The organism is Spirosoma aerolatum, from assembly GCF_002056795.1.
In the GTDB taxonomy this organism is placed as follows: domain Bacteria; phylum Bacteroidota; class Bacteroidia; order Cytophagales; family Spirosomataceae; genus Spirosoma; species Spirosoma aerolatum.
The window spans coordinates 4,287,501-4,313,539 of sequence record NZ_CP020104.1; the positions used below are offsets into that span (position 1 = coordinate 4,287,501).

Sequence of the window (26,039 nt, forward strand, 5' to 3'; positions counted from 1 at the left end):
AAAATCTGAAAATATTTTTTGACTTGATTTTCAGCGGTTTACACTTAACTCACTGATTGTTAGGCGGTTGCTTTATCGATCAGCCCCGTTTCTTTCGATTTGGGACTGCAAAGGTAGGGGCTTTTTTACCCCTTGTCAAGACCTGTTCCAAAAATAGTTAGGGTACTCACCAAACATTATTTGGTAAGCACCCTAAAATCAGTCAGTTAGTAGAAATAAAATTTTTAAACTTTTTTCAAAAGATGATTTTTCTTGCCCTTCGATACCAGGATATAGCGCTCTTGCAGCCACTCTAACGCTACCGGAGCCGCCGGATCGGCTACTTTTATTTTGTTTAAACTGACCGCATTTTGTGAAATTGCTCGGCGAGCTTCTCCCTTTGATGCATACACTTCGCCCCTACTGCCGACTGACAGTAAATCGGTGATATCCTTACAACTGGCTAGTTCATCGCTCGTTATTTCGGTTTGCGGTACGCCTTCAAAAATAACGTCAAACTCGTCAGACTCAATGGAGCGTAATGTATCCAGTGTTGCTTTACCAAATAAAACCTCCGATGCTTTTACGGCCAGATCATAGCCAGCTTGCGAATGAACCCGAATGGTTACATCCTTTGCAATGGCTTTTTGTAAAATGCGCAAATGGGGCGCTTCGGCATGCTGTCGCTCCAGCTCTTCAATTTGCTCCTTAGGTAGCAGTGTAAATACCCGAATTAACCTTGGGCAATCGTCATCCGTTGCATTGAGCCAGAATTGGTAGAACTGATACGGAGACGTCATAGCAGGGTCGAGCCATACGTTGCCTCCAGCCGACTTACCAAATTTGGTTCCGTCTGCTTTTGTGATCAACGGCGTAGTTAAGGCGTAAGCTAGATGCTCTTCCGAAGCATCAGCCGATCCACTTTCCTTACGTCGGATGAGTTCAGTACCGGTTGTAATGTTACCCCATTGGTCCGATCCGCCCATTTGCAGTCGGACACCTTTATGTTTGTAGAGCCAGTAGAAATCGTACCCCTGCAATAACTGGTAAGAGAATTCCATAAACGACAGCCCGGTTTCAAGCCGTTTTTTTACAGAATCTTTGGCCACCATGTAATTTACGGTAATGTGCTGCCCTGCCTCCCGTAAAAAGTCCAGAAACGACAACTCCTTAAACCAATCGTAGTTATTAACCATTTCGGCAGCATTTTCGCCGGAATCAAAATTTAGAAAGCGAGTCAGTTGAGCCCGGATTCCTTCCTGATTTCGACGCAGTGTCTCTTCAGAGAGATAATCTCGTTCCGTCGAACGGCCTGATGGATCACCAATCATTCCGGTAGCTCCGCCCACCAGAGCAAATGGTTTATGCCCTGCCCGTTGTAAGTGGACAAGCAGCATGATTGTAGCCAAGTTACCAATGTGCAGCGAGGCTGCCGTAGGGTCGAAACCGATATAACCGGCAGTCATTCCCTTTTCCAATTGTTCTTCGGTGCCGGGGGTCATGTCGTGTAACATACCACGCCAGCGCAGTTCTTCGATAAAATTCATAATTGTCAATGAGTGAACGAGTGGCTGACGCGAGAACCGTTCGCTCTTTCATTCGTTCACTTTTTAAGGATCGCAAAGTTAATTTTTTATGGTAAAAGCAGCGATGAATCGCCGTAACTCAGGAAACGATAGTCGTTTTGCAGGGCTTCGTTGTAAACTCGCTTCCATTCATCACCGATCAGAGCGGCTATAAGCAGAATTAAGGTTGAGCCGGGCTGATGAAAGTTTGTGATAATGCCTTTGCACAGTTTTAGTTCATAACCGGGTGTGATGTAAATCCCAGTATGGGCCACGAGTGCTTCCTGTTGAGTCTCGATCATATGCTGCAATACAGCCGTCAACGATGCTTTTACAGTAGGCTGATCAGTGGTTGGTAATTGATAGGCATACTTTTGGTCCAGTCGGAACGGCTCATTCTCTCCATTGATTAACTTGGCCCCCATCCAGTATAAACTTTCCAGCGCACGCATTGACGTGGTCCCTACTGGAATAATTTTTTCTGTATGCTGTAGTAGGTTTTGGAGATTTTGCTGTGTGTAGACTACCTGTTCGGTATGCATATGATGTTGCCGGACGTCCTCTGTTTTGATCGGCTGAAAAGTACCAGCGCCTACGTGCAGCGTCAGGTAATCATAACCGATGCCCTGCTTACTCAGATTATTGAACACGGCAGGGGTGAAATGAAGCCCGGCTGTTGGGGCCGCTACCGCTCCTTCCTGTTTTGAGTAAACTGTCTGATAAGTCTCGCGATCAGCCTCAGTAGGGTCTCGTTTCAGGTAGGGAGGCAACGGAATTTCGCCTGCATAGTGAATAATTTGGGCGAATGTTAAATCAGCGGGTTGCCAACTAAGCTTAACCAATGACTGGTCGTAGTCGTACCAGGAAACTGAAATATCAATGTCACTGTGTTCTGCATCTCCAGCGAACTGTAATAGCAGCGTTTCGTCCCGCTTCCAACGTTTCCGATTACCAATCATTCCCTGCCAGATTGCCGACCCCGTCGCTTCCATTGACTGACTGATGGGCAAATCATTAGGAAATGGACTTAACAAAAACAGTTCGATTATTGAGCCCGTTGGCTTTGTGAAATACAACCGGGCCGGAATTACTTTGGTATTGTTGAAGACCAGAAAACTCTTCTTTGGCAATAAGGCTGGTAAACCAGAAAACCGCTCATGGACTATCTCTCCCCTTCGATAAACAAGCAGTTTTGATGCATCGCGTTGGGCCAGTGGAAAACGGGCAATACGTTCATCAGGCAGATCGTACTGGAACTGCCTCAGCAACAATCCATTAGACTCAGTCATCAGCGCCGGGTTTCATGAACAAACGAATAGGTAGTCCGGCCAATACAGCAATCAGAATAACCGTGCTTATTGGTAATAACCAGGCGTAATCAAAAGGTTGCAGGCTCCGATCGGCGCGGTTAACCAACGATAAGACAAACAAACCCATTGCCAGAATCGTATTAATAGCAGCAATGAGCGCATAAAACCAATTGGTAAAAATCTCGTTGAGCAACGAGCGATGGCTTGTCCATACCCCCGCAGGAACAGGAATCTGAGCGGTTGGTACGCGCAAAAACAATTTCGAAATAGCTCTTAAAACCGTGTTGGCAATAAGAAAGATAGCAACCGAAAGGTAGAAGATCGTTTCCCGATTAATGGTTTGGATGGGCTGTTTGAGATCATCAAATCGAACTGCGACCTCTTCGGGATATGAGATATAACTGGCAAATAATGAACCAACAAATCCGATTATGGACAGAATGCGCCATGTTCGGACAAAAAAAGTACCTGCTTTCATGTAAAAGAGAGAAAGAGCGAAAGAGTGAAAGGACAACTAACCCAACCTCTTTAATCGACTCGTTAAAATCAGGAGCAAAGTTACGGCTGGAACGGATGAAATCCGTTAGTTTCGCTCACTCGATTCGTAGAACTATCGCACTTATGCCTGTATTAACGATTATACGTATCTCCCACAAACGCCCAATTCCTCACTCAACCTCCCTTATAGTGCCCTTTTACTCGTTCGCTCCTTACTCATTATGAAGATTTACACGAAAACGGGAGACAAAGGTCAGACCGGGCTAATTGGAGGCCGCCGGGTCAGCAAGGCTGATTTACGGATTGATGCCTATGGTACCATTGATGAATTAAACGCCTGGATTGGTCTGGTACGAGACCAGCTTGTCAATGAAAGCCGTTCAACGCTACTAAAGGAAATTCAGGACCGGCTGTTTACGGTAGGCGCTGAACTCGCTACTGATCCAGAGAAAGCTTCCAAACGAGCTATACCCAGTATTACTGCCGACGATATAGAAATGCTCGAACAGGCGATGGATAACATGGACGCCGAACTGCCCGAACTACGGGCGTTTATCCTGCCGGGGGGGCATCAGGCCGTGTCGTTTTGCCATCTGGCCCGAACCGTTTGTCGACGGGCCGAACGTCTGATTATTACACTTCATGAACAATCACCGGTCGATGAACGTGTGCGCCAATATATCAACCGATTATCCGATTATTTATTTGTTCTTAGCCGGAAAATGGCACAGGAATTGAGTTCTGACGAGGTAGTCTGGAAGCCCAGAATCTAATTTTTCCGACCGACGAAAAAAAAGTTGTCAAGACAACTAAATTTAGTCGATCTAATTTTTTAGCTTTGCCGCAGCCTGATCTTCAGCAGGCTAACTCATTAACCACAAGCTGTTATGACGACGGACGTATTGCAAATTGAATTGCGGAAAGCGGAACGCTCCCGCCTTCAGGAGGTAGATTTCAACCATCTGCCTTTCGGAAAACATTTCTCAGACCACATGTTCGTGGCCGATTTTGTCGATGGTGAATGGAAAAATCAGATGATTGTGCCATTCGACAACTTCACGCTAAGCCCTGCTCTGTCGTCACTACATTATGGTCAGTCGATCTTTGAAGGTCTGAAAGCATTTAAGAATGAGACTGGCGAGGTATTGATGTTCCGGCCCCATGCCAACTTTGAGCGGATGAACGAATCGGCTCGTCGGATGTGCATGGCCACGTTGACAGAAGATGTATTCATGGGTGGTCTGGAAGCCCTGCTGCGGGTAGATGCAGGCTGGGTACCTGATACCCCTGATAGTTCGCTGTATATTCGGCCGTTTATGTTTGCGACCGACACCTATCTGGGCGTGGCTCCGTCAAAAACCTATCGCTTCTGTATTTTCACGGGTCCGGTGGGCGCTTACTATACCAATCCACCTAAACTGAAAGTAGAAACGGAGTACATTCGGTCGGCTCCTGGTGGAGTTGGCTACGCCAAATGCGCTGGTAACTATGCCGGTTCGATGTACCCGACGATGCTGGCTCAACAGCAAGGTTACGATCAGTTGATCTGGACTGATGCCCGCGAACATAAATACATTGAGGAATCGGGCACCATGAACATCATGTTTGTAATTGATGGCAAGCTCGTTACACCAGCTACCTCTGATTCGATTCTTAAAGGCGTTACGCGCGATACCATCATCCAGATTGCCCGCAGTTGGGATGTACCCGTTGAAGAACGTCGGGTATCGATTGAGGAAATAATCAGTGGTATTGAAACCGGTCGATTGACGGAAGCTTTCGGTGCGGGCACAGCCGTGGTTGTGTCGCCCTATTCGCTCATCGGCTATAATGGTAAAGATTACATGCTGCCGGAATTTGCGCCCGAAGATTCGTTTGCCGTTCGGGTAAAAAATTACCTGACCGACTTACGGACGGGTAAGATTGCCGATCAGTTTGGCTGGGTATATAAAGTGTAAACCACAGAATAACCAAAACGCAACAACCCCGACCAAACGGTCGGGGTTGTTGCGTTTATAGCAATTATTAATTGTAGCTGTTCAGTAACCAATTCGCAAAAATCTAAATTAACTAAGATTTAATTGACTTTTACCAATTATAGCTGTTATTACGTCACGGTAATGTTACCATCTGTTCATCTACATCTTTTCCCTGTTATAATGAAAGCCCTTGCCTTATTTCTATCGCTCCTTATCTGTTCATTGCTGTTCAACTCCTGCAAAAAGGACGATGCACAACCACAATCGATTGCCAATGCTGTGGTAAATGGTGATTTTGAAGCTTCTCCTTATCAAGACTGGCTATCCAATGTAAACAGGGTCTCCAAAACCAAACCGAATAGTTATACCGTTGAGTACTCTACCGAAGCTGCCTCCTCACCTAGCCATTCCATTAAAGTTAGCTGCAATGCGGCTTACAATGATTCTACCTACCACTTGTTACAACAGCTTTTTTACACACCCAGCTCGTCAGCACCAAATGGGGCTAAGATACTGAACATACCCACGGGCGCGAAACTTACGATGAAGGCAAAAATCAAGACGGTTAATGTCCAGGGAAATGGTATTGTCATAGCCGTCGGTGGCAATTACGGGCTCAATAAGAATTATGCGTCAGCCTTTTATACATCAACCGAAGGTAAAGTCCCGATTACAGGTACGAACGATTTCAAGGAATATTCAATCACCTTCGACTCGTTTCCTGCGGATACTTATAGTTTATATGTATTAATCTTCTTTTCGCCAACCACTACGGGGACAGCTTACTATGACGATGTGTCGCTATCAGTCAACTAAGCTAGAACAGTACACATACGATTATATCACCACATCAGCAATTAGTTATGTCCTCATTAGGATATCGAGTTTTATTCGTTCTCGGGTTTAGCCTGTTTTTAGCAGGCTGTAAACAACCCGATATAGACCCGTTTGAGGGGTTAACCACCGATCAAATCGCTATTGTCCAAGCCTTAAACAAAAGCATCGCACCGATCCAGGATGCCGACCCCAACCGTGATTTTACTGACCTGACCCCTCTTGATACCATTCTGGCTAAAGCTCAGGTTGTGGGTATGGGCGAGGGCACACACGGTACCCGTGAGTTTTTCCAGATGAAAGACCGCTTGTTTCGATATATGGTTCAAAAACACGGGATTAAGGCCATTGGCTTTGAAGCTAACTTTGGTCGTTCGGTGATTGTAAATCGGTTTATTCACGGCCAGACGACAAACCTGGCCTCAGCTTCGGTAGCCGCTAAAAGTATGTATTTCTGGACCTGGTCGACGGAGGAAGTACGCGATTTACTACAATGGATGAAAGACTACAATGTTGGAAAACCGGATGATCAACAACTGTCTTTTTACGGTTTCGACTGTCAGTATGCGGATGATGAGCGGCCATTAATCAATGAGTTTCTGGCTAAAGTAGAGCCTACTTCCCTACCGGGAAGCGATTCATTGGCTAATTTATACAATAGGTTTGTAGAGAATGAAACGAAATGGGCAGCAGCAGGTGGCCGGGAGAACTACGAAATTGCCAGACAGGCCGTTCGTGTGCTGATCCAACAGGCGGATGTAATGAATGGAGATGTCTGCAATACCTATATAAAACGGGATATGTACATGGCGGAGAATGTGCAATGGATGCTTACCCGAATGCATGTGAGTAAGGCAAGCCTATGGGCACATAATTATCACATTTCTAATATACCCTATGCTAACTGTAGCCAACCATCGATGGGCGGCTATTTAAAACAACTATTGAAAGACAAGTATCTGACGATCTGCACCTTCCTTACGAATGGTTCGTTTACGGTTCGGGATGCCTCCAAGAATAATTCGCCTTTGTCCCAATTATCCGTTCATACGGGCGATGTTAGCACGTCCTTTAATAACTTATTGGGCAAAGCTCAGTATTCCAATTTTATGCTCAATTTAAATCAGCCGGCATTAGCGCCTGCTTTAACCAACTGGTTAGGATCCAAACATCCTCTGTTCGAAACCGGTGCGGCTTTCGACGAAACGCGGCCAGAGCAGTATTATTCCGTATCGACTTTGACAGGCCGATTCGATATACTCCTTCATTTTCGGGACACCTCCCCATCGAAGTTACTTCCCTGATTTTGCATTAACCTTTTTCCGCATGAGAGCCATCTGGGTACTATTCTTCATGGTTTTTAGCCTTCAGTCGTTCGCGCAGCCCCCGCGAACGCTTAAACGCTATTTTGGCATGCATTTCGATTTCCACGCAACGGAAAACGATACCACTATTGGAAAGAACCTCTCCGAAAAATCGCTCGACTCGCTTTTGACAGCCATCAAACCCGATTTCATCCAGGTCGATTGCAAAGGTCACCCAGGCATTAGCAGTTATCCGTCGAAAGTACCAACGGCTACTCATGCCCGTAACATCACGGGTGATCCATTGGCTTTTTACCGGAGCGTTACCCGCAAACATGGCGTTGATTTATACCTCCATTACTCTGGTGTGTTTGATGTAGCAGCTATCGAAAAACACCCAAACTGGGCCGTTGTAAAAGCCGACGGCTCTATCGACAAATCGAAAACCTCGGTACACGGTCCTTACGCCGATTCGCTTTTGGTCCCGCAACTTAACGAGTTAGCCAGTTGTGGAGCCAATGGTGTTTGGGTAGATGGTGAATGCTGGGCTACTATACTCGATTACTCACCAACTGCCCTTCAGCGTTTCCGCGAAGAAACCGGAATCACCACCATTCCACGTTCCAGCAAAGATTCTGGTTATGAAGCCTTTCGGGAGTTTGCCCGTCGGTCGTTTGTCCGTTATCTCGGTCGATATGTTGATACTATTCACCAGAAATACCCTACATTCCGAATAGCATCGAACTGGGCTTATTCCTCTATGATGCCAGAGCCGATTACCACAAATGTCGATTACCTGTCGGGTGATCTGACTCCGGGTAATAGCGTTAATTCTGCTGCCCTGGAAGGGCGAATTCTGGCTGCCCAGAGTCAACTCTATAAAAAGCCCTGGGATATTATGTCGTGGAGTTTCTGGTATAGCTTTAACCCCAATCGTCAGGGCGACCAGAAAACAGCCATCCATTTGATGCAGGATGCGGCACAGATTCTTTCGCTGGGAGGTGGTTTTCAGGCGTACTATCAGCAAAGCAACACAGCCGCTATTCCCCTTCGTTACCTATCCGTCATGACCGAACTGAGCCGATTTGTTCGAGCCCGGCAACCTTTTTGCGAAGGCACTACCCCAATTCCACAAGTGGCGGTGGTCTATGCAAACACTACCGTTCGGGCTTTCAATCAATCGCTTTTCGGCAACGGCCAAACGCAGCGTATCAATGGGGTCCTAACCGCCCTGCTCGATGCGCAGTTGCCGGTTGAGGTGCTGTCGGAACAGCATTTGCAGGGTCGTATGAATCAATATCCCCTCATAATCGTCTCGCAACAGGATTCTCTCAGCCCCGACTTCCGACATGACTTACTTGCCTATGCTCAACAGGGAGGCCATTTGTTCATTATGGGTGCCCGTACCTCCCAGCAGTTCGCGACCGAACTAGGTGTAACTGCTGGTCCTATTCAATCAACCAGCTCGCCCAAAACCCTCTTGTTAAATGGTAAGACGCTGATGCTCAGCGGCCCTTTCCTACCCATTCGACTCGCCAGCAAAGCCGCTCAACCCATTGGAAAATTTCTGGCATCAGAGGCTAACGAACTGGTCAATGGTGTTGTAGCTTCCGAAATACCCTGGGGGAAAGGGAAGCTTACGGGGATCTATGCTGACATTAGCGCCGATTATCGCATCCATCAGTCATCGGGTCTGCGCGATTTTATAGCTGCTCTAGCCAAGCCGTTACTACCCAATCCACTGGTTGAGGTTCGTGGCTCGCATTTAGTCCATGTCGTTCTGGGGCAACAACACAACCGACTCACTGTAAACCTGATCAATACCGGAGGTCGCCATGCCGATCCGCAGGTTTTTACGTATGATGAGGTACCGCCCCTCACAAATCTAGAAGTTCGTATACGTACTAATCATCAACCGAAACGGGTAATGCAACAACCTGAAAATAAACAATTAACATTTCAATATGCCAATGGTATCGCCACTGTGACCGTTCCTCAATTAACTATTCACTCGGTATTAGTGATGGATTAATAAAAATTAATTTTTTCCAGTATTTTGCTTCATAAATACCATTTGCTTACTTGAGCAATCTTTCTATCTACTGCTATGAAGCTGCCAATTCTCCTGCTCCTGATTATCATTTGTGTAACGAATGCATACAGCCAGTTTACCGTATATCAGAACGATAGTGGGCAGCTTTTCACTACGTTCGAAACGTACGCAAGCGGCATCAATGCCAGTGCCCGAACGCAGACGACGTATCAGGGTAGCCCGTTTCTTACCTATCCAATCTGGCAACCTGGCACCGTTTTGTTAGATAAACAGGGGAAGCAGGTCGATGCCGAACTCGCCTACAATCTGGTGACTAACGAAGTGCTCTACCGGTTTCCGGGTGATTCTGCCGTTCAGATTATTACCCCAGAAGCATTTACGATCAATTCAGATCGTTTTATTCGCCCTCAGGGCACTATATCTACCAATACGTTCCGGCCTTATTTGATGGCTCTATCCGATGGGCCAACCAAACTGCTGAAAGGTATGAGTCGGCAACTCCGAGCCAATAGCCGACTCGATAGTTATAGTAAGGAAATCTACACACTCGGGGCTTACATCACTAAAACTGATTATTATATTCAGAAAGGGGAAGCCAAACCGGAGTTGATCAATCTGGCAAAAAATAGCTCTGTGCTGGCCGTTTTGTATGAACAGGCAGACAAATTGAAGGCCCAATTACCTGACAAGTCACTAACGCCGGAAGCTCTCATCCCAATGCTGGCTTACTATGATAACTTAATGGCTGCCGACCGCACAGCGAAATCGCCTTTGCTGGCTAATCCTACGTTTACACAAGTACTCCATCAAAAACTTGCTTATCCAGCCTATGCGCAAAATCAGGGTTTCTATGGCCGGGTATATGCAGGCTTCGACATTGACAATCAGGGGCAGATCACAAACGTAAGCATCCTGAGTCCCGACAATGCGGGCTTCCGATTCGATTTAACCGTCCGAAATGCGCTGGAAAAGATGCCACCCGTCAATCCTGAGCTTCAGGGGAAATACGTCTTGCCTGTTGCCTTCATATTGACCAACACCAAAGAGTCGAACGAGCCCCATATACCCGTCAACCAACTTCCCAGCGACCGTTTGATCGGCAAAACAATACTGGACGAATTTGTGGTTAAAATAAGCATTTCTAAACCCGGTATCGCGTCGCGCGAAGTGTGGGGCTATTACAAATAGACCTCGCCTTGCCAAACCGGCTATTTTGCGGAAGCCGTAGCCGAGCCGTTTGCAAGCGCCATTCTGACTTTCAACCCGAAATCTTTGCCCTTCGAAACGTCCTTCATAGTCACTGTAATTCCGCCCGGACTCGTCCATTGATTAGCCTTTGGCGTACCGTAATGGGCAGTAAAATAGGATTTCAGCTCGTTCTGATAGGCATTAACCGACTCCTGGCTGTTCAGGAATAAATCAACATCAATGGCCGATACTTTTTTGGCCGTTTGATAATAGAGCATATCAGCCGATTCAAGGTTTTTGAACTCGATGGTATAACCAACGTGATCATCATCACTCTCGAACGGTTCACCTTTCTCCACTCCCTTCACCTTATCAAAGTCATCACCCAACTTAATACCACGCCAATCACTGTCAGCCGTCAGCCCCAGTTCAGCCAGGCGGTCGGTAATTGTTACGTCTATGTCTGATTGTGAAGCAGTTGTGGCCGTTGTATCAGCCGTTTGTGTATTCGTTTGCTGGCGATTTTTACAAGCCTGCTGGCTGAATACCAAGAAAACACTCAAGAGAAGTATAGCTATTTGTTTCATACATTAACTAACTCGTTTGCCATGAAGCAGCATATCGACCGCATCCCCCAACGAACCGGCGCGGGTAACCTCCCCGGAATTGATGAAGAAAATCTCGTCGGCATTTTCAATGGTATTTAATCGGTGCGCGATGATGATGCGCGTGGTGGATTCGGGCAGATTCTGCAAAATTTCTTCCAGTAACTGTTCGGTTATGGTGTCGATGTTGGCGGTCGCTTCGTCCAGAATAAGCAGTTCAGGATTACGTAAAACTGCCCGAATGAACGCTATCAGTTGCTTTTGCCCCAGACTGATCGTATCGCCGGTCGACTGCACGCTGGTTTCCAATCCTTCGTCGAATCGTTCCAGCAATCCAGTCAGGTTCGCTTGCCGAATTACTTCCGCCAATTGCTCGTTGGAATAATTCCGGTACTGTTCATTACCATACAGGATATTCTCCCGAACGGTGCCCGTAAACAAAAAGGGCTCCTGTAGAATAAAACCGATTTTCTGCGTCCGCTCTTCGGCGCTATACGACCGGATATCTTTACCATCGAGCCATACGGTTCCACTGGTTGGGTCGTATAAACGGGCAATAAGCGAAGCGGTTGTGGTTTTGCCTCCTCCCGTTGGGCCAACCAGTGCGTAGGTCTTCCCTCGTTCGAGCGTGAAGCTGATATTATGCAGCACTTCGTGACCATTGGGATAGCTAAACGATACGTTCTGAAAGGCCAGTAAAGATGCGGTTGATACCGCCAACTGGTTTTCAATCGTCGGCAAATTCGATTGCATCGTCAGCAAATACGAAATCCGGTCCCAACCCGCCATGGCCACCTGAAAGCTAGCCCACAAGGCAGCCAGTTGCCTAAGCGGGTTATAAAAGTTCGTCACATAGGCCAGAAAACTAATCAATAACCCAACGGTAAATCGGTCTGTTGAGATCAGGTAAATACCAAATGTCAAAACGACTACCTGTCCCAAACTCGCAACGAAACCATAAACAGGCATAAAAACCGTATTGGCGATTCCAGCACCTATAGCCGCTTGATAATTTACTTCGTTCGCTTCTTCGAAACGCTTACGAAAATAATCGCGTCGGTTAAAGGCGATGATTACTTTAAAATTGGTCAGGCTCTCCTGAATTTCGGCACTCATCCCACCTACGCTTTTCAGGCTAGCAGCATTTTTCCGCTTTACCCAGGGGGAGGTAACCTGTGTAAACAACCAGATCAGAATGGCTGGTGCCAGGGCAGCCGCTCCCAATGGCAGATCAATAAAAAGTAAAAACAGCCCTGCACCAATCATGGTCACAATACTCCCGACAAACTGCATCAGCGATTGCGAGAAAAATTGGTTCAGCTTGTCGGTGTCGTTGTTGATCCGCGAAATCAGGTCCCCTGCTTTATTCTGATTGAAAAATGCGACGGGTAATTCCTGAAGTTTGCTAAACACAGCATTGCGCAGCTTGAATAGCATCCGTTGCCCCACGCCCCCCATAAGCCGGGTTTGTAAATAACTGGTGCCCAACGTACAGGCATACATCGCCAGCAAAATACTGCCATACACCAGCAACCCATGAAACTGTTTGGCCTGCACATACGTATCCACCGCCCGACCAATCAGCACGGGACCCAGCAGGTTCAGGCTCGAATTGATCAGGATAGCAGCAAAGGCCAACAGCAACGTCTGGCGCTCATCATTGATGAATGTCAGGAGTTTGCGGAGAGCTTTTGTCGTGGCATTTTTTTCTTCCTTCTGCCCGACAAACTGATTAAGATCGTAGTTCATACTGGTTGGTGCTCCGCTGCGACTGGTAAATCTGAACGTATTCGGGGCTAGTGGTCATCAGTTCGGTATGTGTACCCTTATCTACGACTTCGCCTTCCATAAGCAAAATAATCTGCTCGTAATTTTCCACGGCGGTAATCTTTTGGGTGACCGAAATAAGGGTCATGCCAGGGTAATTCTGCTGCACATTAGCCAGAATTTTCTGCTCGGTATTGGTATCCACCCGCGCGGTAAAGTCATCCAGCAGAAGTATTTTTGGGTTGAGTGCCAGCGCACGAGCCAGCATGATCCGCTGCTTCTGCCCTCCCGACAGGCTGCTACCCCTTTCCGACACAATGGTTTCGAGCTTATCGGGCAACGAATCGACAAAATCCTGCAATTCTGCCGTGGCAATGGCCTTATTCATTGACGCTTCGGTGACGGTTTCGTTGAAGGCAATGTTCTCGCGCAGGCTCATATTAAAGATAATGCTATCCTGGAAGACAAACCCAACCTGCTGATGAAAAGCATCTTCGTCATACGCATCAATCGGTTGTCCATCAAACATGACCAGGCCGGACGTAGGTTTAATCAGCCCTGTTAACAGAAACAGAAGTTGACTTTTCCCCGCAGCCGTTGGCCCTACAATGGCGGTTTGGGTCCCCGCACTGACCGAAAACGAAATATGTTTCAGAACAGGCTTTTCCCCATAATTAATCGACACATCCTGAAGCGCTACATCACCGTTCAAGGTAACATCAATTGTTCCACTTTTGACCGTCTCAGCTGTCTGCAAGACCTGATTCACACGCATGTAGGAGGCCGATGCCTGAGCAATCACGTTACTCATGAACCCAATCAGGATGATTGGAAAAATGAGCAGGGCCAGATAACTGTTGAAGGCCGCAAAGTCGCCCAACGACATACTGCCCCTAATGACAAAATGCCCACCCAGTACCAGTATTGTCAGCATAGCCATATTGGCCGTAAACGTGATAACAGGAATGAGTCCGGCAAACAACTTTAAGATGCCAATACCTAACTCCTTTGCCTGCGTGTTCGCTGCCAGAAATTTTTCATATTCCAGCTGTTGCGAGTTGATAACCCGAATCAGGGCTGATCCCAGAATACTTTCGTTGATGACTTTGTTGAGCCAGTCAATTACCTCACGGCTTTTGATGAACAACACGCGAACTTTTTTCAGGACTAGAAAAAACGTAACCCCAATAATGGGTACAATCGACAGAACCGCCAGCGCCAGTTGCCAGTTGATGCCAATTAGCAGAATACTAGCCCCAACGATGATGCATAGCGACGACACAATGGACACGATGGCCTGCGATACGAATGTCTTAACAGAATCAATATCAGATGTCAGGTTAGTAAGCAGTTTGGCCGGATTGGTATCCTGGATATACGTAAAACTCTGGCGGGAAATTTTATCGGCCAGTTTGGTTCGCAGGTCTTTGGCGACACGCTCTGACGCGCGCGTCTGGACAATACTTTGCAGATAGGTAAACAGAAAAATAACCAGTGCAGCCCCCAAAAACTGGATCAGCGTTGTTTTTAGCACATAGTGACCGGCACCGTACGCGTCAATTGCCTTTGCGATAATCATAGGCAGCACCAGATTGATTCCGTTGCTGGCCAAGGCCAGGAAAATCAGCAGGAAAATCGTTCTGGAGTAGGGTTTCAACAACCCCAGCAAAGGCGAAGGAGGTTTCTTTGCTGCTTCTTTTTTCGGTACAGGTTGGCTCATAGATAGCCTTGGGTGAAGGATAGCACAAAGGTAGCAAAAAGCGTATCGGTTTGTGGTTAAAAGTTGAGCAAAGCACTCTGCTCAACTTTTAACCACAAACCAGTTTAGTTGCTTTCCCCAGCTTTCGGCTCTACGGCTTTGGTCACATCCACAATTTTTGTAACCTTACCTGTTTTACGCTCCTCGATCTGCTCCAGGAGTTGAAGGCCCATTAGCCCATTCAGTGATCCGTCGGAGCCATTGCCCGTTCCATTGATAACGATATCGGGTATGATACGTATCTGACCCTTACCGATCTCTTCCGTGATTTTGAATCGGGTAAAGTTATCATCGCCCATAGCGCGTACCTGCAATTCGTAGGCTTCGGCCGTTGAACGACCAATGGCCAGAATTTTTTCGGCTTCGGCATTACCCGTTTTGGCAATGCGTTCGGCTTCGGCATCGGCGGTAAGTTTGGTAGCTTCCGCATCGGCAGCCGCCTGCCGACGACGCGCTTCGGCGTTGGCTTCGGCCCGTATCTTGGTAGCTTCTGATTCAGCAACAACCTGTAACTTAAGGCTTCGTGCCTCCCCTTCCGATTTTTTTACGGCGGCATCAGCCGTTCGCTGGGCAATTTCGACGCTCTGCTGGGCTTTCACCACTTCGCGCTGAATATCGGCCAGGGCTGTTTCGCGTTCCATCCCCTGCCGTTTTTCCTGCGCCATCCGCTGCGTTTCGTAGGTCTTTTCCTCCTCCTGAGCAATCTTCCGATCGGTCAGGGTTTTCATAAGACTATCCGGTGGTACGATATCACCAATCAGCGTATCGACAGCGTTTACGTTATACACTTCCAGTACAGCACGGATATGCTCGCGGGCAGCCTCCTGCCGTTCTTTACGAGTACTCAGGAAGGCAATCACATCGGAATCCTGCGCTGAGTTACGAAAATAGTTGCCGATAGTCGGCTCCAGTACCTGCGAGACCAGATTTGTCATGCTCCCAAAGCGGGCAATTACTTTCGGAGCCTCCGCCGATGGAATATGGATAATCTGGGCCACGTCGAGGTTGAATGGGAAACCGTCTTTCGAGCGAACCGTAATAGTCGAGAGGTTTCGGTCGAGCGCGTGGGCTTCTGTTCGGGCATTGGCCCAGTTAAGGACCAGGTTCGTGGTCGGTACGCCTTCCACTTTCATGGTATAGGTATTGATCGGGTATTTACCCGGTCCCAGCGGTTCCATCCAGACGCCCCGAAAGCCTTTCCGCACGATGTTGCCGTGTTTAAACGACTCGCCGGTCAGGTCTTCGCCATCTTCGCCAATGTACGAAATCACGACGCCCACATGGCCAATCGGCACTTCGGTCATCGGTATTTCCTCAATCTGGATGGCCCAGGGATTTATGTAATATGAACCTGCCAGCACAACCTGCGGCTGAAGTCCCCGATTACCGCCATGTTTCAGGAAGCTATCAACATCCTGGAAGTTGTTATGGCCTTCTACGTTTTTACCGGCGATCTGTCCTGGTTGTAAAGGTGCCCCATCGAGCGTCGTAATGATACCGACCATGTTTTCCCGAATAACAGTCATGTCGGCAATGGTTATCGTAAACGCGAACGTATTGATCCGATAGGTACCGGGTGTCAGCAAAGCCGTTTGGCGACCTTTTTGCCCACCACTGCTCAGAAAGCGTTCAGTATCCTGAAAGTTGTCACAATCGACCCGACGAGCCAGAATATTACCCGTTGGTAATTCAGCACCGTCATTCGATAAGACCAGACCGATTTTCCCTTCCGGGATGACCGTAAATGGTTGCATGGTTATCCCATACTGCCAGGGCCACATCCACCAGTATAAACCCGGAGCCAGGGTTTGCGCCTGATAACCCGCTTCGCCTTTGGTAGCAATAATTCGCCCATCGGGCAGGCCTTTTTCGGCACCAACCAGCACGTATTTTTTCGTAACCAGACCGATCCGATCCTCGGGAACAATAACCATCCCGAACAAAAAGCGGAGTACTACTTTATAAAGTACAAAGGTCAACAGGAGCAGGATAATCCAGCCCCAACTCATGATAAGTGGACTTAGTTCCATAGCTGAAACAGTGTTAAAATGGTTAAGAAATAAAAAGTAAGTGGAGAGATCCAGAGTCAGATGACTCTGTTAGTGATCGGAGAATGAAGACATTAGGTCTACATCGGTGTAGGGAGTTGACTGTCAGATTGACGGGTCAAATGTATAGCGGCACCCGATCTCCGTGTATCGAAAATCGGATGATTGGTTACGGCATGGCCGGATTGGAGCCGGGGATTGATGAGTGGCTTAGTTTATAACTCCTGCGCCAGATTAAAGAAAAAGCCAGTGGTACCCTGAGCGTTGATAGTACCGCTGAATCGCAGCACCAGATTATAGAATGTTACAATATCGAGGCTCATTCCTGTACCAGCCAGTAGTTTATTGGCGAGATGGCTCTGATACTGTTCGGCTACTGTACTGTGTACATAGCCGGTATCCCCGAAGGCTGTCAGGTAAGCCGCTATCGGCACGGTATTGAACTGACGAACGTGTAGCCAGTTGAGTTGCTTCCGAACATTAAACAGCTGATATCGCAGACTATTCCGCCAGATAGCCGTACGCTGGCCATCAATCACGTATAACTCATACCCACGGATCATATCACTGGAATTACCGAGGCCGCGTAGGTTGTAATAGGGCTGATGATTCGGCCAGGTGGAACGCCCACGCACATTGACAGCTCCATAAAATTTACCTCCCAATGGCCAATATCGGGTAATAGATGCCGATACATCCAGAAACCGAAAGTTATCGCTGGGCAATAAGCCTGATACCGTTACCCCTCCAAAAAACAACGTTCCCTGCAACGGATAGACAACGTTGTCGCGCCGGTCGTATCGGTAACTGTAACCCAGCGACGAATAGTGCTGGGTTGTACGACCATCAAGGAAATAATCAGGATTCAGTTTTGCAATGGTATCAGCAATGGTATTTCGGGTATAGGTAGCGTTGAGCGTATGGTAATGATATAGCCCCCGGCGATGCGTCAGAATTACCGTCGCATAAGCCCGTTCGCGAAGCACATCTTCCGATTTGACGTATACCCATTTATCGAACTGAGTCCGGTAAGGAATTTCCTTATTGGTAACGTACACCAGATCGGCGCGTAAACCGATTTTCTGGGCCTTATCAATGTAAGGAGTGGCATACGACAGCACAGTACGTTGTAGAAAACCACGTTCGATGGCTATTTGAAGCCGGTCGTTAGTACCCGTAACGTTTCGGTAACTCAGTCGGCCTCCATAAATAACCCGGCTGAAATCACGTCCCCGGTCGTACCACCATTCATTAAAATTACGGTCGGCCAGATCGAAAACTGGGTAAGCAATAAAATACCATCGCTCTTTCATCGTCACAGTCAGATCGAGTTGCGCCAATTGAGTCGAATCCGACGGTGAGCTGAGTGACGTAGTTAGATCGACGGTTATAAAAAGGGTCGTGTTATTGATATTTCGCTGATCCCAGGCAAGGCGGTCCGGCAGGTCCGACAACCGAACAGAATCACCAACATGCAGGGTCATTTCGCGTGCGACGATCCGATCTTTTGTACGGTAATTACCTTTAAGCGTAATGGAACGTATCACGACTGTCTGTGTCGAATCGGTCGCTGAATCAGCGAGAGCGCATTGAAAAGACATCAGAAACACCGTTACAGCCAGTATAACGGACGGCCACATTTTGGGAATCATTCTCAAAAATACGTCTTTTCAAAAAAATAAGACAAGAATATCTCCATATCCTGCAAATCGCTATGTATAATTGCTAGCTCTTGAGCGAACACCTATGATGATTCTTTAAAGATACTACAATCGATGCAAACGGGAACTGTTCAAAAATCCTCCACAAAGGCCAAACCGAATCTAAGCTTCTGGCAAATCTGGAATATGAGTTTTGGCTTTTTTGGCATTCAATATGGCTTTGGTCTACAACAGGCCAACATGAGTCCTATTTTCCGATACTTGCAGGCCGACGAAGCCAATATTCCCATCCTATGGCTGGCTGGCCCTATTACAGGATTAATTGTCCAACCCATTATTGGTTCCATCAGCGACCGAACCTGGTCGCCACGCTGGGGCCGGCGTAAACCCTTTTTCCTGATTGGCGCCATCGTAACCAGTTTAGCCCTTTTTCTGATGCCCAACTCCTCGGTCCTCTGGATGGCTGCCAGTTTAATGTGGATTCTGGATACGGGACTAAACATCACCCAAGAGCCTTTTCGGGCATTCATCGGCGATAAATTAAACGACAAGCAACGCGATTTAGGGTTTGCCGTACAAAGTTTTTTTGTGGGTTTTGGTCAAACCCTGGCCAACCTGATGCCGACGATTTTCCGGCTTCTGGGATTAACCACAACCGCTGCCGTAGCTGCCAATGTCATCCCCAACAGCATTAAATACCCATTTTATCTGGGAGGTCTTGCTGTTTTACTGGCTGTGATCTGGACGGTGTATACGACAGATGAATACCCGCCCGAAGACATGAAGGAATTTGAGCGGATGAAGAAAGAGGGTAGTGGCATTGGCGGGGCTTTTTCAGAAATATTCCATGCCTTTAAAGAGATGCCCTCGACCATGAAGCAGTTGTGGTGGGTCAAGTTTTTCACCTGGTTTGCCTTACCGCTTATGTGGCAATACCTGACGCTGGCTGTAGCCCGACATGCCTTCAACGCACCCACCGCCGAATCGCCGGGTTTCCAGGAAGGTACCGAATGGGGAAATATCTGTTTTGCCATGTTCAACGTCGGTTGCTTTACGATTTCGTTCTTTCTGCCAGCCATTGCTGAACGAATTGGCCGTCGGGCTACCCATGCCGCATTTCTAACCATCGGAGGGCTGGGTTTTCTGTCGATGTTACTCTCCAACGATAAATATATTTTCTTCGTGGGAATGACGCTGGTGGGCCTGGCCTGGGGGTCTATTCTGTCGATGCCTTATGTACTATTATCGAGCTCCGTTCCAGCCGAACGTATGGGTGTTTATATGGGTATTTTCAATGGCTTTATCGTTGTTCCGCAGATTGTCAACAACTTAACAGTGCGTTTTTTCTACCCCACCCTCCTCAACAATGACCCACGCAATGCATTGGCCTTAGCAGGAGTCTGCCTTTTACTGGCAGCCGGGGCCTGTTTTCTGGTCAAAGAGACTAAGCGGAGCGAAGAAGCGGCCTTCCCGATTGAACCCGGTGGCAACTAAAACAATCTACGAAATACGGACACGAATTACCATTTATTGCCAACGACTGCCATATTCGCGTTACCAATCATTCGTAACTCGTATCCTGTTTTCAGTCAATCATTGACATGGCTTCTATCGACCGCCCTTACGCACTGCTTTCTGTTGGTGAGCTTCTGGCCGACTTCATTGGTCATCACGTATCTACCAACCTGGTTGATGCACAGGACTTTCGCCGATACCAGGGCGGCAGTCCGGCGAATATGGCCGCCAACATGGCCCGGCTCGGCAATAAGGTAGCGCTGGTAGCCTGTGTTGGCAACGACAGTATCGGTAAATATTTAACCCGTGAGATTAACGAGTCGGGGGTTGATACGCAGTTCATTACTGCCGATCCGCTCGAACCGACGACCATAGTAGTGGTATCGCGTACCGCTGGTACACCCGATTTTGTCGCCTATCGTCATGCCGATTGTCAGCTTCGTCCCGAACAGATTCCCGACTCGTTGCTGGCTCAAACTCAGCTTTTTCACACAACCTGTTTTGCCTTAAGCCGCCAGCCTGCCCAGGAGGTTATTGTCGATGCTGCCCGGCGGTCTCAGGCGGCTGGTTGTCAGGTGAGTATCGACGCGAATTATGCCCCGACCATCTGGCCCGACCGTCAGCAAGCCTGGCGTGTATTGAGAGATTATTTTGCCGCAGGGGCGTTGGTAAAAGTGAGTGAAGATGATATAGAACGGCTCTATGGTGAGCGACAAGCTCCGGAAAAGGTTATTCAGGACTTTCATCAAATGGGAGCGCCGATGATTTGCCTAACGTTGGGTGCCGATGGAAGTCTGGTTTCCTACGATGGAGGTGCAAAACAGGCCCGAATTCCCGGCAAAAAGATCGATGTCGTCGATGTAACCGGAGCAGGCGATGCGTATTGGGCTGGTTTTCTGACGGCTTATCTGGACGGTTACGCCCCCGGCAATTGCGCGCATGCGGGAGCCGCTTTAGCCAAAATGAAACTAACCCGCCAGGGACCACTGCCCGAAAAAATAGACAGAAAATTGATCTACGAGCAGTTTGAATAACATTTGTATTAGGAAGACCGGCAAAAAAGAATGGGTTAACTTCACAGAGTTAACCCATTCTTTTTTGAATTATAATGACCGAAAACGCTACTTCAGAGCGCCAACTTTATCAAGATCGAGATCCCCCAGGACTGATTTTAACTTATCCATACTAACTCCGTGTCCTTTTGCTGAGACGATAAATCGTTTGTTTACCAGTACGTTTATCTCACCGTCTTTGCTGGCGTTATCGTATTTCTCGTAGGATTTGTTGCTACCCATAGTACTCGTTTTCTCGTACCCGTTATCGGTTTCCTTATCAATTTCAACCATTGACCAGGCAGCCAGGCCAATCATCATAGCAGAGCCTCCCCCATCGATAATAGACAGTTCGATGCTTTCGCTGCCATCGTCGTTCGAATATTTCCCATTGGCCGTCGAAATGACCATGCCTGCCGCACCATTTTTCTCACCGGTCGCTTCTTTACGCGGCAGTCCATCCGCATCGGCGGGTAACAGCTCTTTCAGCTTACGAAAATCGACGGTTTCGACTGGGCCATTCTTCTGCAACTCTTCGGCCTTCGATGCCATTTCCTTCAGGGCGCCAACGGCTCCTAAGGCCGACACCGACTCCTCCTCTTTTTTCTCTTCTTCCTCTTTTTCTTTACTTCCGCCACAACCCATCAACAACATCACCGGCAGCAATCCGGCCCACAACAAATGTCGATTCGTTCGCATAATCAATTTACGTTAGAATGAGGTAAAGGTTTAATGATCAGAAAGCTACACTTTCTTCAGATACGACGGCACATCTATTGAGTAAACGTATGCCTGGTTTAATTAAGAATTAATTCCTATATTCTACAGGTGTTTATACCCATACGTCGATGGAGGAAGGCCTCAATCAACACGCCTGCAATTCACATAGTAATTTGAATCGGGCAATAGCGAGGTTACCTCTTTAGCTGCAATCGTTTTCCATTGAGTAGTGGGTTGGAGCTGTTGAAATGGTCCGGTTTCATTATAGCACACCCGAACGGGCATCGAAAACCCGGCTATGCAGTTAGTCCATCGGTATTGTACCCCACTGGCAACGAGCTTGTATTCGAGTACAGGAATCCGAACATCGCGCAGATACTGGTCAAAAACAGGTTTCAGGTTCAAGCCCGTTTGCTGAATCATATACTGCTCAATTTGCGTACTTGTGACCGTCTGGTGGTAAAAGGTTTTATTCATACCCCGCAGCAGTTGCCGCCATTTGGCATCATCGCCAACCAGTTGACGGATCATGTGGAGCATATTCCCTCCTTTGTAATACATATCACCTGAACCTTCGTAATTGACGTTGTAAATGCCAATAATCGGCCGGTCGTTTCGGATATTGGCCCGGCAGCCGACTACATACTGCGCTCCAGCATCTTTACCGTAATAGTATTCCGTAAACAGGTTTTCTGAGTAGTTGGTAAAACTCTCATGAATCCACATATCAGCAATATCCTTGTAGGTGATATTATTAGCAAACCACTCATGACCCGACTCATGCACGATGATAAAATCCCATTTTAGTCCCCAGCCCGTTCTGGACAGATCGCGCCCTAAATAGCCATTCTGAAAGCGATTGCCGTAGGTAATCGAACTTTGATGCTCCATGCCAAGGTAGGGCGTCTCGACCAGTTTATAGCCGTCAGCATAGAAGGGATACGGGCCAAACCAGTACTCAAACGCTTTCAGCATTTTAGGCACCTGCTGAAACTGTACCCTGGCGGAGTCCAGATGTTCCGGTAATACGTAATAGTTCAGCGTAAGCGGTCCTTTTTCACCCGAATACGTTTCTTCCCAATGTTCATACCGGGCAATGTTGAGGTTAACACCATAATTATTGATGGGATTCTGCACATACCAGTCGAAGGTACGCGTATGATCGGGATTGGTTGTTACTCGTCGAAGGCGCCCGTTCGATACGTCAGTAAGGTCTTCGGGTACGGTTACACTGATGGCCATTGAATCAGGCTCGTCGTACATATGGTCTTTGCAGGGCCACCAGGCACTGGCTCCTAATCCTTGGCAGGCTGTGGCAATAAACCAGTGGCCTGCTTTGTCGTGTTTCCAGACCATACCCCCATCCCACGGTGGACGTTTAGCCACGTGGGGCTTGCCCGAATAATAGACAGTGATCGATTCCTTACTTCCTGGTGTCTGTACCTTCGACAGGGTCACAAACCAGGCATTACCATCCTGCCGAACCGACAACGATTCCCCATCCTGCTCTACACGCGTAATTCGCAGGGGGCGTTGCAAATCTACCTGCATGACCGTATTGGCTTTCAGTACCCGATACCGAATGGTCGTTGACCCCGTCAGGGTACTATCGGTAAGCCGTACGCGCACGTTCAGGTGGTAAAACGTTAAGTCCCACCAGGCTCGTTCAGGCGTTATGGAACCTCGCAGCGTATCATCGTGGGTAAACTCCATACGCTGCGCTGATGACACAACAGGCAAAGCAAGTAAGCAGGCCATTAGCAGCCAACTTAGAAGCGAACGATTTAGCTTAGTTTGTTGCATGTATCCTAACGTTCTGAATGGTCCCCTTTGACAGTGGTGAAGCCCTTCAAATATGAGCGGACGATTTGTTTGCTTACTATCAACGAGGGCCGGGAGGACATGATTTCAGTAGGTAATTGGTATACAGTGTCCGCAAATGCAGATTGGTACCCGCTCCCTCCGAAATGCTGTGCGTCCGGTTTGGATAGGGCATCACCTGAAACTGCTTATTATATTTTACTAGTTCATTAATCAGTACCTCGGCATTATCGTAATGCACATTATCGTCACCGGTACCATGAATATAGAGCAGATTGCCCCGCAGATTTTTGGCATAGGTAACCGGCGACCCATTCACAAAATCCTCGCGGTTCTCCTGGGGGAGGCCCATGTATCGTTCCTGGTAAATATTGTCGTAAAATAATTGATTGCCAACAGCCGCGATGGAAATACCTGTTTTATAGATGTCGGGGTACTGAAAAAGCAGATGCAGCGTTGTTGAACCTCCCCCACTCCACCCCCAGACGGCTACCCGACTGGTATCCATGTAGGCATGCTGGGCCAATAATTTTTTAGCCCCCATAGCCTGATCGCGGACGTTGAGCCGACCAATTTGCCGATAAATCGATTTGCGCCAGGCAGCCCCTTTCAGATTGGGAGTTCCCCGATTATCGAGCGCCACATACAGATACCCCGCTTTGGCCATATCGCCATTGAAAAGTCGATTCTGACCTACCGAAAATACATCATTCACGGTACTGCTGGCCGGTTCGCCGTAGACATAGAAAACAACTGGATATTTTTTGGTACTGTCAAAATCCGTAGGTTTCGCCATCCAGCCGTCTAGCGTTACGCCATCGTCGGTGGTGACGGTAAAGAAATTGATGTTAGGTTTAGGCATTGTATTGATTTTCAGACCATTCTGACCACTTACAGGTTTATGGTCGGGCAGGGTAACCCACTGGCGAACGGGTGGAGTCTGGTAATTGGTAAAGGTATGCTGAGCCAGTCGGCCATTTGGGGATATAACATAACTGTTCGTCCCTGACAAATCGGCGGGGGTGACCCGTTCGGCTTTCCCTTTTCCGTCCAGCCGGGTACGATAAAGGTATCGCTGGTTAGTATTCTGAGGAGAGGCAATAAAGTAAATCAGGTTGGTCGCTTCATCGATATGGCTGATACTGGCCACATCATACGAACCGGGCGTCAATAACGTTTCTTTCTTTCCATCGGCATTGATCCGATATAGATGCTGCCACCCATCTTTTTCAGAAAGCCACACGAACGCTTTTCCACCATCAATCCATTCCCAGCTAGCGGGATCATCTTTGGCATCGATCCAGGCTTTGTCGGTTTCGGTATAAATTGGTGTTATCGACTGTCCCGTAGTTGAACAGATCAAAAGTTTACTTTCATTTTGCTTACGGTTCAATTGTTGCACAATCAGACCGCTTCCATTTGGTAACCAGGCCATTCGAGGCAGGTAATGCTGCTGCGGATCACCGGGTATGGCCAGCCAGCTGGTTGTCGGTACGGCGTCACGGCCACCCGCAACCGATACAATCCCGATTCGGGTGGGCGAAGGAGACTCTCCCACTTTAGGATATTCGACTGGAACAACATGCGAATACACCGAATCGGTTGTATTGAGCATCAGATAATCGCGAATCCCCGTTGCATCGACCTGCCAATACGCAAGCTGCTTACTATCAGGACTCCACCGAAATCCGTCGCGGCATCCAAACTCTTCCTCATAGGCCCAGTCGAACGTACCATTAATGCGTTTACGGGTCCCATCGGCAGTAAGTTGGGTTATTTTACCTGTTGCTACATCCTCCACAAATAGGTTATGCTCACTAACGTACGCTACAGTACGACTATCGGGCGACAGTTTGGCATACATCAGCGATTGTGATGGTCGGCCTTTTCCAAGCTGCCGCAACTCACCCGTGGTCCGATTCACCAGGTAATAATCCCCACGCGTGTTATAACGCCAGACCCGAGCGGTATTAGTAAACAGTAGAATGCTGCTACTATCGCTGGAAAAAGTAAAATCGGCAATGGGCGATGCCTGATCGTGGGCCACTGGCTGCAATCTGGCTTTGGGTAAAACCACCGTTCTATTTCCCGTTCGAATATCTGTTTTTACTAAATCGCCCTGCTCGATACTTGTATAAGCATTCCCATCAGCCGACCAATGGATTTGTCGGCCAGGGACCTGTGCCCATAACGAATGATTTGAGAGCGTAATTACCAGAACAATGAAAAAACGGCAAAAAATACTAGGTGTTGATTTCACAGATGAAGTTTGATTTACAGTCAGTAATCGCCAAAAATACATAGATTTCCAATACCACTCAAAACGAGATCAAGTAACTAACTACACAAAAAACAGCGATACGGCCAAGCTTCTCGCTCCA

At 47.8% G+C, this 26,039-nt stretch carries 19 protein-coding genes; 8 read left to right on the forward strand and 11 right to left on the reverse strand.

Going from position 1 to position 26,039, the window contains the following annotated elements; genetic code table 11:
- Positions 1-224 precede the first annotated feature (224 nt).
- The 3 genes from tyrS to B5M13_RS17525 all read right to left on the reverse strand — a co-directional run bounded on the left by tyrS (position 225) and on the right by B5M13_RS17525 (position 3,332).
- Positions 225-1,526 (reverse strand): tyrosine--tRNA ligase, encoded by a 1,302-nt coding sequence (tyrS, locus tag B5M13_RS17515; protein ID WP_080056894.1) that lies wholly within the window; start codon positions 1,524-1,526, stop codon positions 225-227.
- Between the two features lie 86 nt (positions 1,527-1,612).
- A complete protein-coding gene (locus B5M13_RS17520; protein ID WP_080056895.1) occupies positions 1,613-2,833 on the reverse strand; it encodes an S-adenosylmethionine:tRNA ribosyltransferase-isomerase in 1,221 nt (406 codons plus the stop codon).
- Positions 2,826-3,332, reverse strand: coding sequence for a hypothetical protein (locus tag B5M13_RS17525; RefSeq protein WP_080056896.1), 507 nt, complete (start codon positions 3,330-3,332; stop codon positions 2,826-2,828). The genes B5M13_RS17520 and B5M13_RS17525 overlap by 8 nt, the downstream gene beginning before the upstream one ends.
- Before the next feature lie 241 nt (positions 3,333-3,573).
- Between B5M13_RS17525 and B5M13_RS17530 the strand changes: the two genes are divergently transcribed.
- From B5M13_RS17530 to B5M13_RS17555, 6 genes are all read left to right on the forward strand, one after another.
- Positions 3,574-4,125 carry a cob(I)yrinic acid a,c-diamide adenosyltransferase gene (locus B5M13_RS17530; protein ID WP_080056897.1) on the forward strand — a complete coding sequence of 184 codons (552 nt, stop codon included), beginning with the start codon at positions 3,574-3,576 and terminating at the stop codon, positions 4,123-4,125.
- Between the two features lie 114 nt (positions 4,126-4,239).
- On the forward strand, positions 4,240-5,310 hold the full coding sequence (locus tag B5M13_RS17535) for a branched-chain amino acid aminotransferase (RefSeq protein ID WP_080056898.1): 1,071 nt from the start codon (positions 4,240-4,242) through the stop codon (positions 5,308-5,310).
- A gap of 201 nt (positions 5,311-5,511) precedes the next feature.
- Positions 5,512-6,147 carry a hypothetical protein gene (locus B5M13_RS17540; protein ID WP_080056899.1) on the forward strand — a complete coding sequence of 212 codons (636 nt, stop codon included), beginning with the start codon at positions 5,512-5,514 and terminating at the stop codon, positions 6,145-6,147.
- A gap of 47 nt (positions 6,148-6,194) precedes the next feature.
- Positions 6,195-7,469: an erythromycin esterase family protein gene (locus B5M13_RS17545; protein WP_080056900.1), complete on the forward strand. Its 1,275-nt coding sequence runs from the start codon at positions 6,195-6,197 to the stop codon at positions 7,467-7,469.
- A gap of 22 nt (positions 7,470-7,491) precedes the next feature.
- The gene (locus B5M13_RS17550) at positions 7,492-9,501 is read left to right on the forward strand and encodes a type 1 glutamine amidotransferase family protein (protein WP_080056901.1); all 2,010 of its coding nucleotides are present in this window, start codon (positions 7,492-7,494) and stop codon (positions 9,499-9,501) included.
- A gap of 75 nt (positions 9,502-9,576) precedes the next feature.
- Complete coding sequence (locus B5M13_RS17555; RefSeq protein WP_080056902.1) at positions 9,577-10,710, forward strand: TonB family protein; 1,134 nt, start codon at positions 9,577-9,579, stop codon at positions 10,708-10,710.
- Between the two features lie 20 nt (positions 10,711-10,730).
- Here B5M13_RS17555 and B5M13_RS17560 read toward each other — a convergent pair whose 3' ends face one another.
- From B5M13_RS17560 to B5M13_RS17580, 5 genes are all read right to left on the reverse strand, one after another.
- Positions 10,731-11,297, reverse strand: a complete 567-nt coding sequence (locus B5M13_RS17560) for a hypothetical protein (protein ID WP_080056903.1) — start codon at positions 11,295-11,297, stop codon at positions 10,731-10,733.
- Positions 11,298-11,300: 3 nt separating this feature from the next.
- Entirely contained in the window at positions 11,301-13,064 is a 1,764-nt protein-coding gene (locus B5M13_RS17565; protein ID WP_080056904.1) for an ABC transporter ATP-binding protein, read from the reverse strand.
- Positions 13,048-14,802 (reverse strand): ABC transporter ATP-binding protein, encoded by a 1,755-nt coding sequence (locus B5M13_RS17570; RefSeq protein ID WP_080056905.1) that lies wholly within the window; start codon positions 14,800-14,802, stop codon positions 13,048-13,050. Before B5M13_RS17570 ends, B5M13_RS17565 begins: the two co-directional genes overlap by 17 nt.
- Before the next feature lie 104 nt (positions 14,803-14,906).
- Complete coding sequence (locus B5M13_RS17575; RefSeq protein WP_080056906.1) at positions 14,907-16,871, reverse strand: SPFH domain-containing protein; 1,965 nt, start codon at positions 16,869-16,871, stop codon at positions 14,907-14,909.
- Positions 16,872-17,104: 233 nt separating this feature from the next.
- Positions 17,105-18,541, reverse strand: a complete 1,437-nt coding sequence (locus tag B5M13_RS17580) for a BamA/TamA family outer membrane protein (RefSeq protein ID WP_080056907.1) — start codon at positions 18,539-18,541, stop codon at positions 17,105-17,107.
- A gap of 123 nt (positions 18,542-18,664) precedes the next feature.
- On the opposite strand from B5M13_RS17580, the gene B5M13_RS17585 reads away from it, so the two are divergent.
- Together B5M13_RS17585 and B5M13_RS17590 are read left to right on the forward strand one after the other, a co-directional pair.
- Entirely contained in the window at positions 18,665-20,044 is a 1,380-nt protein-coding gene (locus tag B5M13_RS17585; RefSeq protein ID WP_080056908.1) for an MFS transporter, read from the forward strand.
- Positions 20,045-20,151: 107 nt separating this feature from the next.
- Entirely contained in the window at positions 20,152-21,099 is a 948-nt protein-coding gene (locus tag B5M13_RS17590; protein ID WP_080056909.1) for a carbohydrate kinase family protein, read from the forward strand.
- A gap of 87 nt (positions 21,100-21,186) precedes the next feature.
- Here B5M13_RS17590 and B5M13_RS17595 read toward each other — a convergent pair whose 3' ends face one another.
- From B5M13_RS17595 to B5M13_RS17605, 3 genes are all read right to left on the reverse strand, one after another.
- The gene (locus tag B5M13_RS17595; RefSeq protein WP_080056910.1) at positions 21,187-21,816 is read right to left on the reverse strand and encodes a transposase; all 630 of its coding nucleotides are present in this window, start codon (positions 21,814-21,816) and stop codon (positions 21,187-21,189) included.
- Between the two features lie 162 nt (positions 21,817-21,978).
- The gene (locus B5M13_RS17600; protein ID WP_245859364.1) at positions 21,979-23,595 is read right to left on the reverse strand and encodes a M1 family metallopeptidase; all 1,617 of its coding nucleotides are present in this window, start codon (positions 23,593-23,595) and stop codon (positions 21,979-21,981) included.
- Positions 23,596-23,719: 124 nt separating this feature from the next.
- Positions 23,720-25,918, reverse strand: a complete 2,199-nt coding sequence (locus B5M13_RS17605) for a S9 family peptidase (protein ID WP_394334299.1) — start codon at positions 25,916-25,918, stop codon at positions 23,720-23,722.
- Positions 25,919-26,039: the final 121 nt, after the last annotated feature.

What these genes read in the sequence shown, in the direction of transcription:
- B5M13_RS17535 (WP_080056898.1), top strand. Translation starts at nt 4,240, where the DNA reads ATGACGACGGACGTATTGCAAATTGAATTGCGGAAAGCGGAACGCTCC.
- B5M13_RS17575 (WP_080056906.1), bottom strand. Translation starts at nt 16,871, where the DNA reads ATGGAACTAAGTCCACTTATCATGAGTTGGGGCTGGATTATCCTGCTC.
- tyrS (WP_080056894.1), bottom strand. Translation starts at nt 1,526, where the DNA reads ATGAATTTTATCGAAGAACTGCGCTGGCGTGGTATGTTACACGACATG.
- B5M13_RS17540 (WP_080056899.1), top strand. Translation starts at nt 5,512, where the DNA reads ATGAAAGCCCTTGCCTTATTTCTATCGCTCCTTATCTGTTCATTGCTG.
- B5M13_RS17565 (WP_080056904.1), bottom strand. Translation starts at nt 13,064, where the DNA reads ATGAACTACGATCTTAATCAGTTTGTCGGGCAGAAGGAAGAAAAAAAT.
- B5M13_RS17560 (WP_080056903.1), bottom strand. Translation starts at nt 11,297, where the DNA reads ATGAAACAAATAGCTATACTTCTCTTGAGTGTTTTCTTGGTATTCAGC.
- B5M13_RS17585 (WP_080056908.1), top strand. Translation starts at nt 18,665, where the DNA reads ATGCAAACGGGAACTGTTCAAAAATCCTCCACAAAGGCCAAACCGAAT.
- B5M13_RS17595 (WP_080056910.1), bottom strand. Translation starts at nt 21,816, where the DNA reads ATGCGAACGAATCGACATTTGTTGTGGGCCGGATTGCTGCCGGTGATG.
- B5M13_RS17545 (WP_080056900.1), top strand. Translation starts at nt 6,195, where the DNA reads ATGTCCTCATTAGGATATCGAGTTTTATTCGTTCTCGGGTTTAGCCTG.
- B5M13_RS17530 (WP_080056897.1), top strand. Translation starts at nt 3,574, where the DNA reads ATGAAGATTTACACGAAAACGGGAGACAAAGGTCAGACCGGGCTAATT.
- B5M13_RS17590 (WP_080056909.1), top strand. Translation starts at nt 20,152, where the DNA reads ATGGCTTCTATCGACCGCCCTTACGCACTGCTTTCTGTTGGTGAGCTT.
- B5M13_RS17520 (WP_080056895.1), bottom strand. Translation starts at nt 2,833, where the DNA reads ATGACTGAGTCTAATGGATTGTTGCTGAGGCAGTTCCAGTACGATCTG.
- B5M13_RS17600 (WP_245859364.1), bottom strand. Translation starts at nt 23,595, where the DNA reads ATGGCCTGCTTACTTGCTTTGCCTGTTGTGTCATCAGCGCAGCGTATG.
- B5M13_RS17570 (WP_080056905.1), bottom strand. Translation starts at nt 14,802, where the DNA reads ATGAGCCAACCTGTACCGAAAAAAGAAGCAGCAAAGAAACCTCCTTCG.
- B5M13_RS17550 (WP_080056901.1), top strand. Translation starts at nt 7,492, where the DNA reads ATGAGAGCCATCTGGGTACTATTCTTCATGGTTTTTAGCCTTCAGTCG.
- B5M13_RS17580 (WP_080056907.1), bottom strand. Translation starts at nt 18,541, where the DNA reads ATGATTCCCAAAATGTGGCCGTCCGTTATACTGGCTGTAACGGTGTTT.
- B5M13_RS17525 (WP_080056896.1), bottom strand. Translation starts at nt 3,332, where the DNA reads ATGAAAGCAGGTACTTTTTTTGTCCGAACATGGCGCATTCTGTCCATA.
- B5M13_RS17555 (WP_080056902.1), top strand. Translation starts at nt 9,577, where the DNA reads ATGAAGCTGCCAATTCTCCTGCTCCTGATTATCATTTGTGTAACGAAT.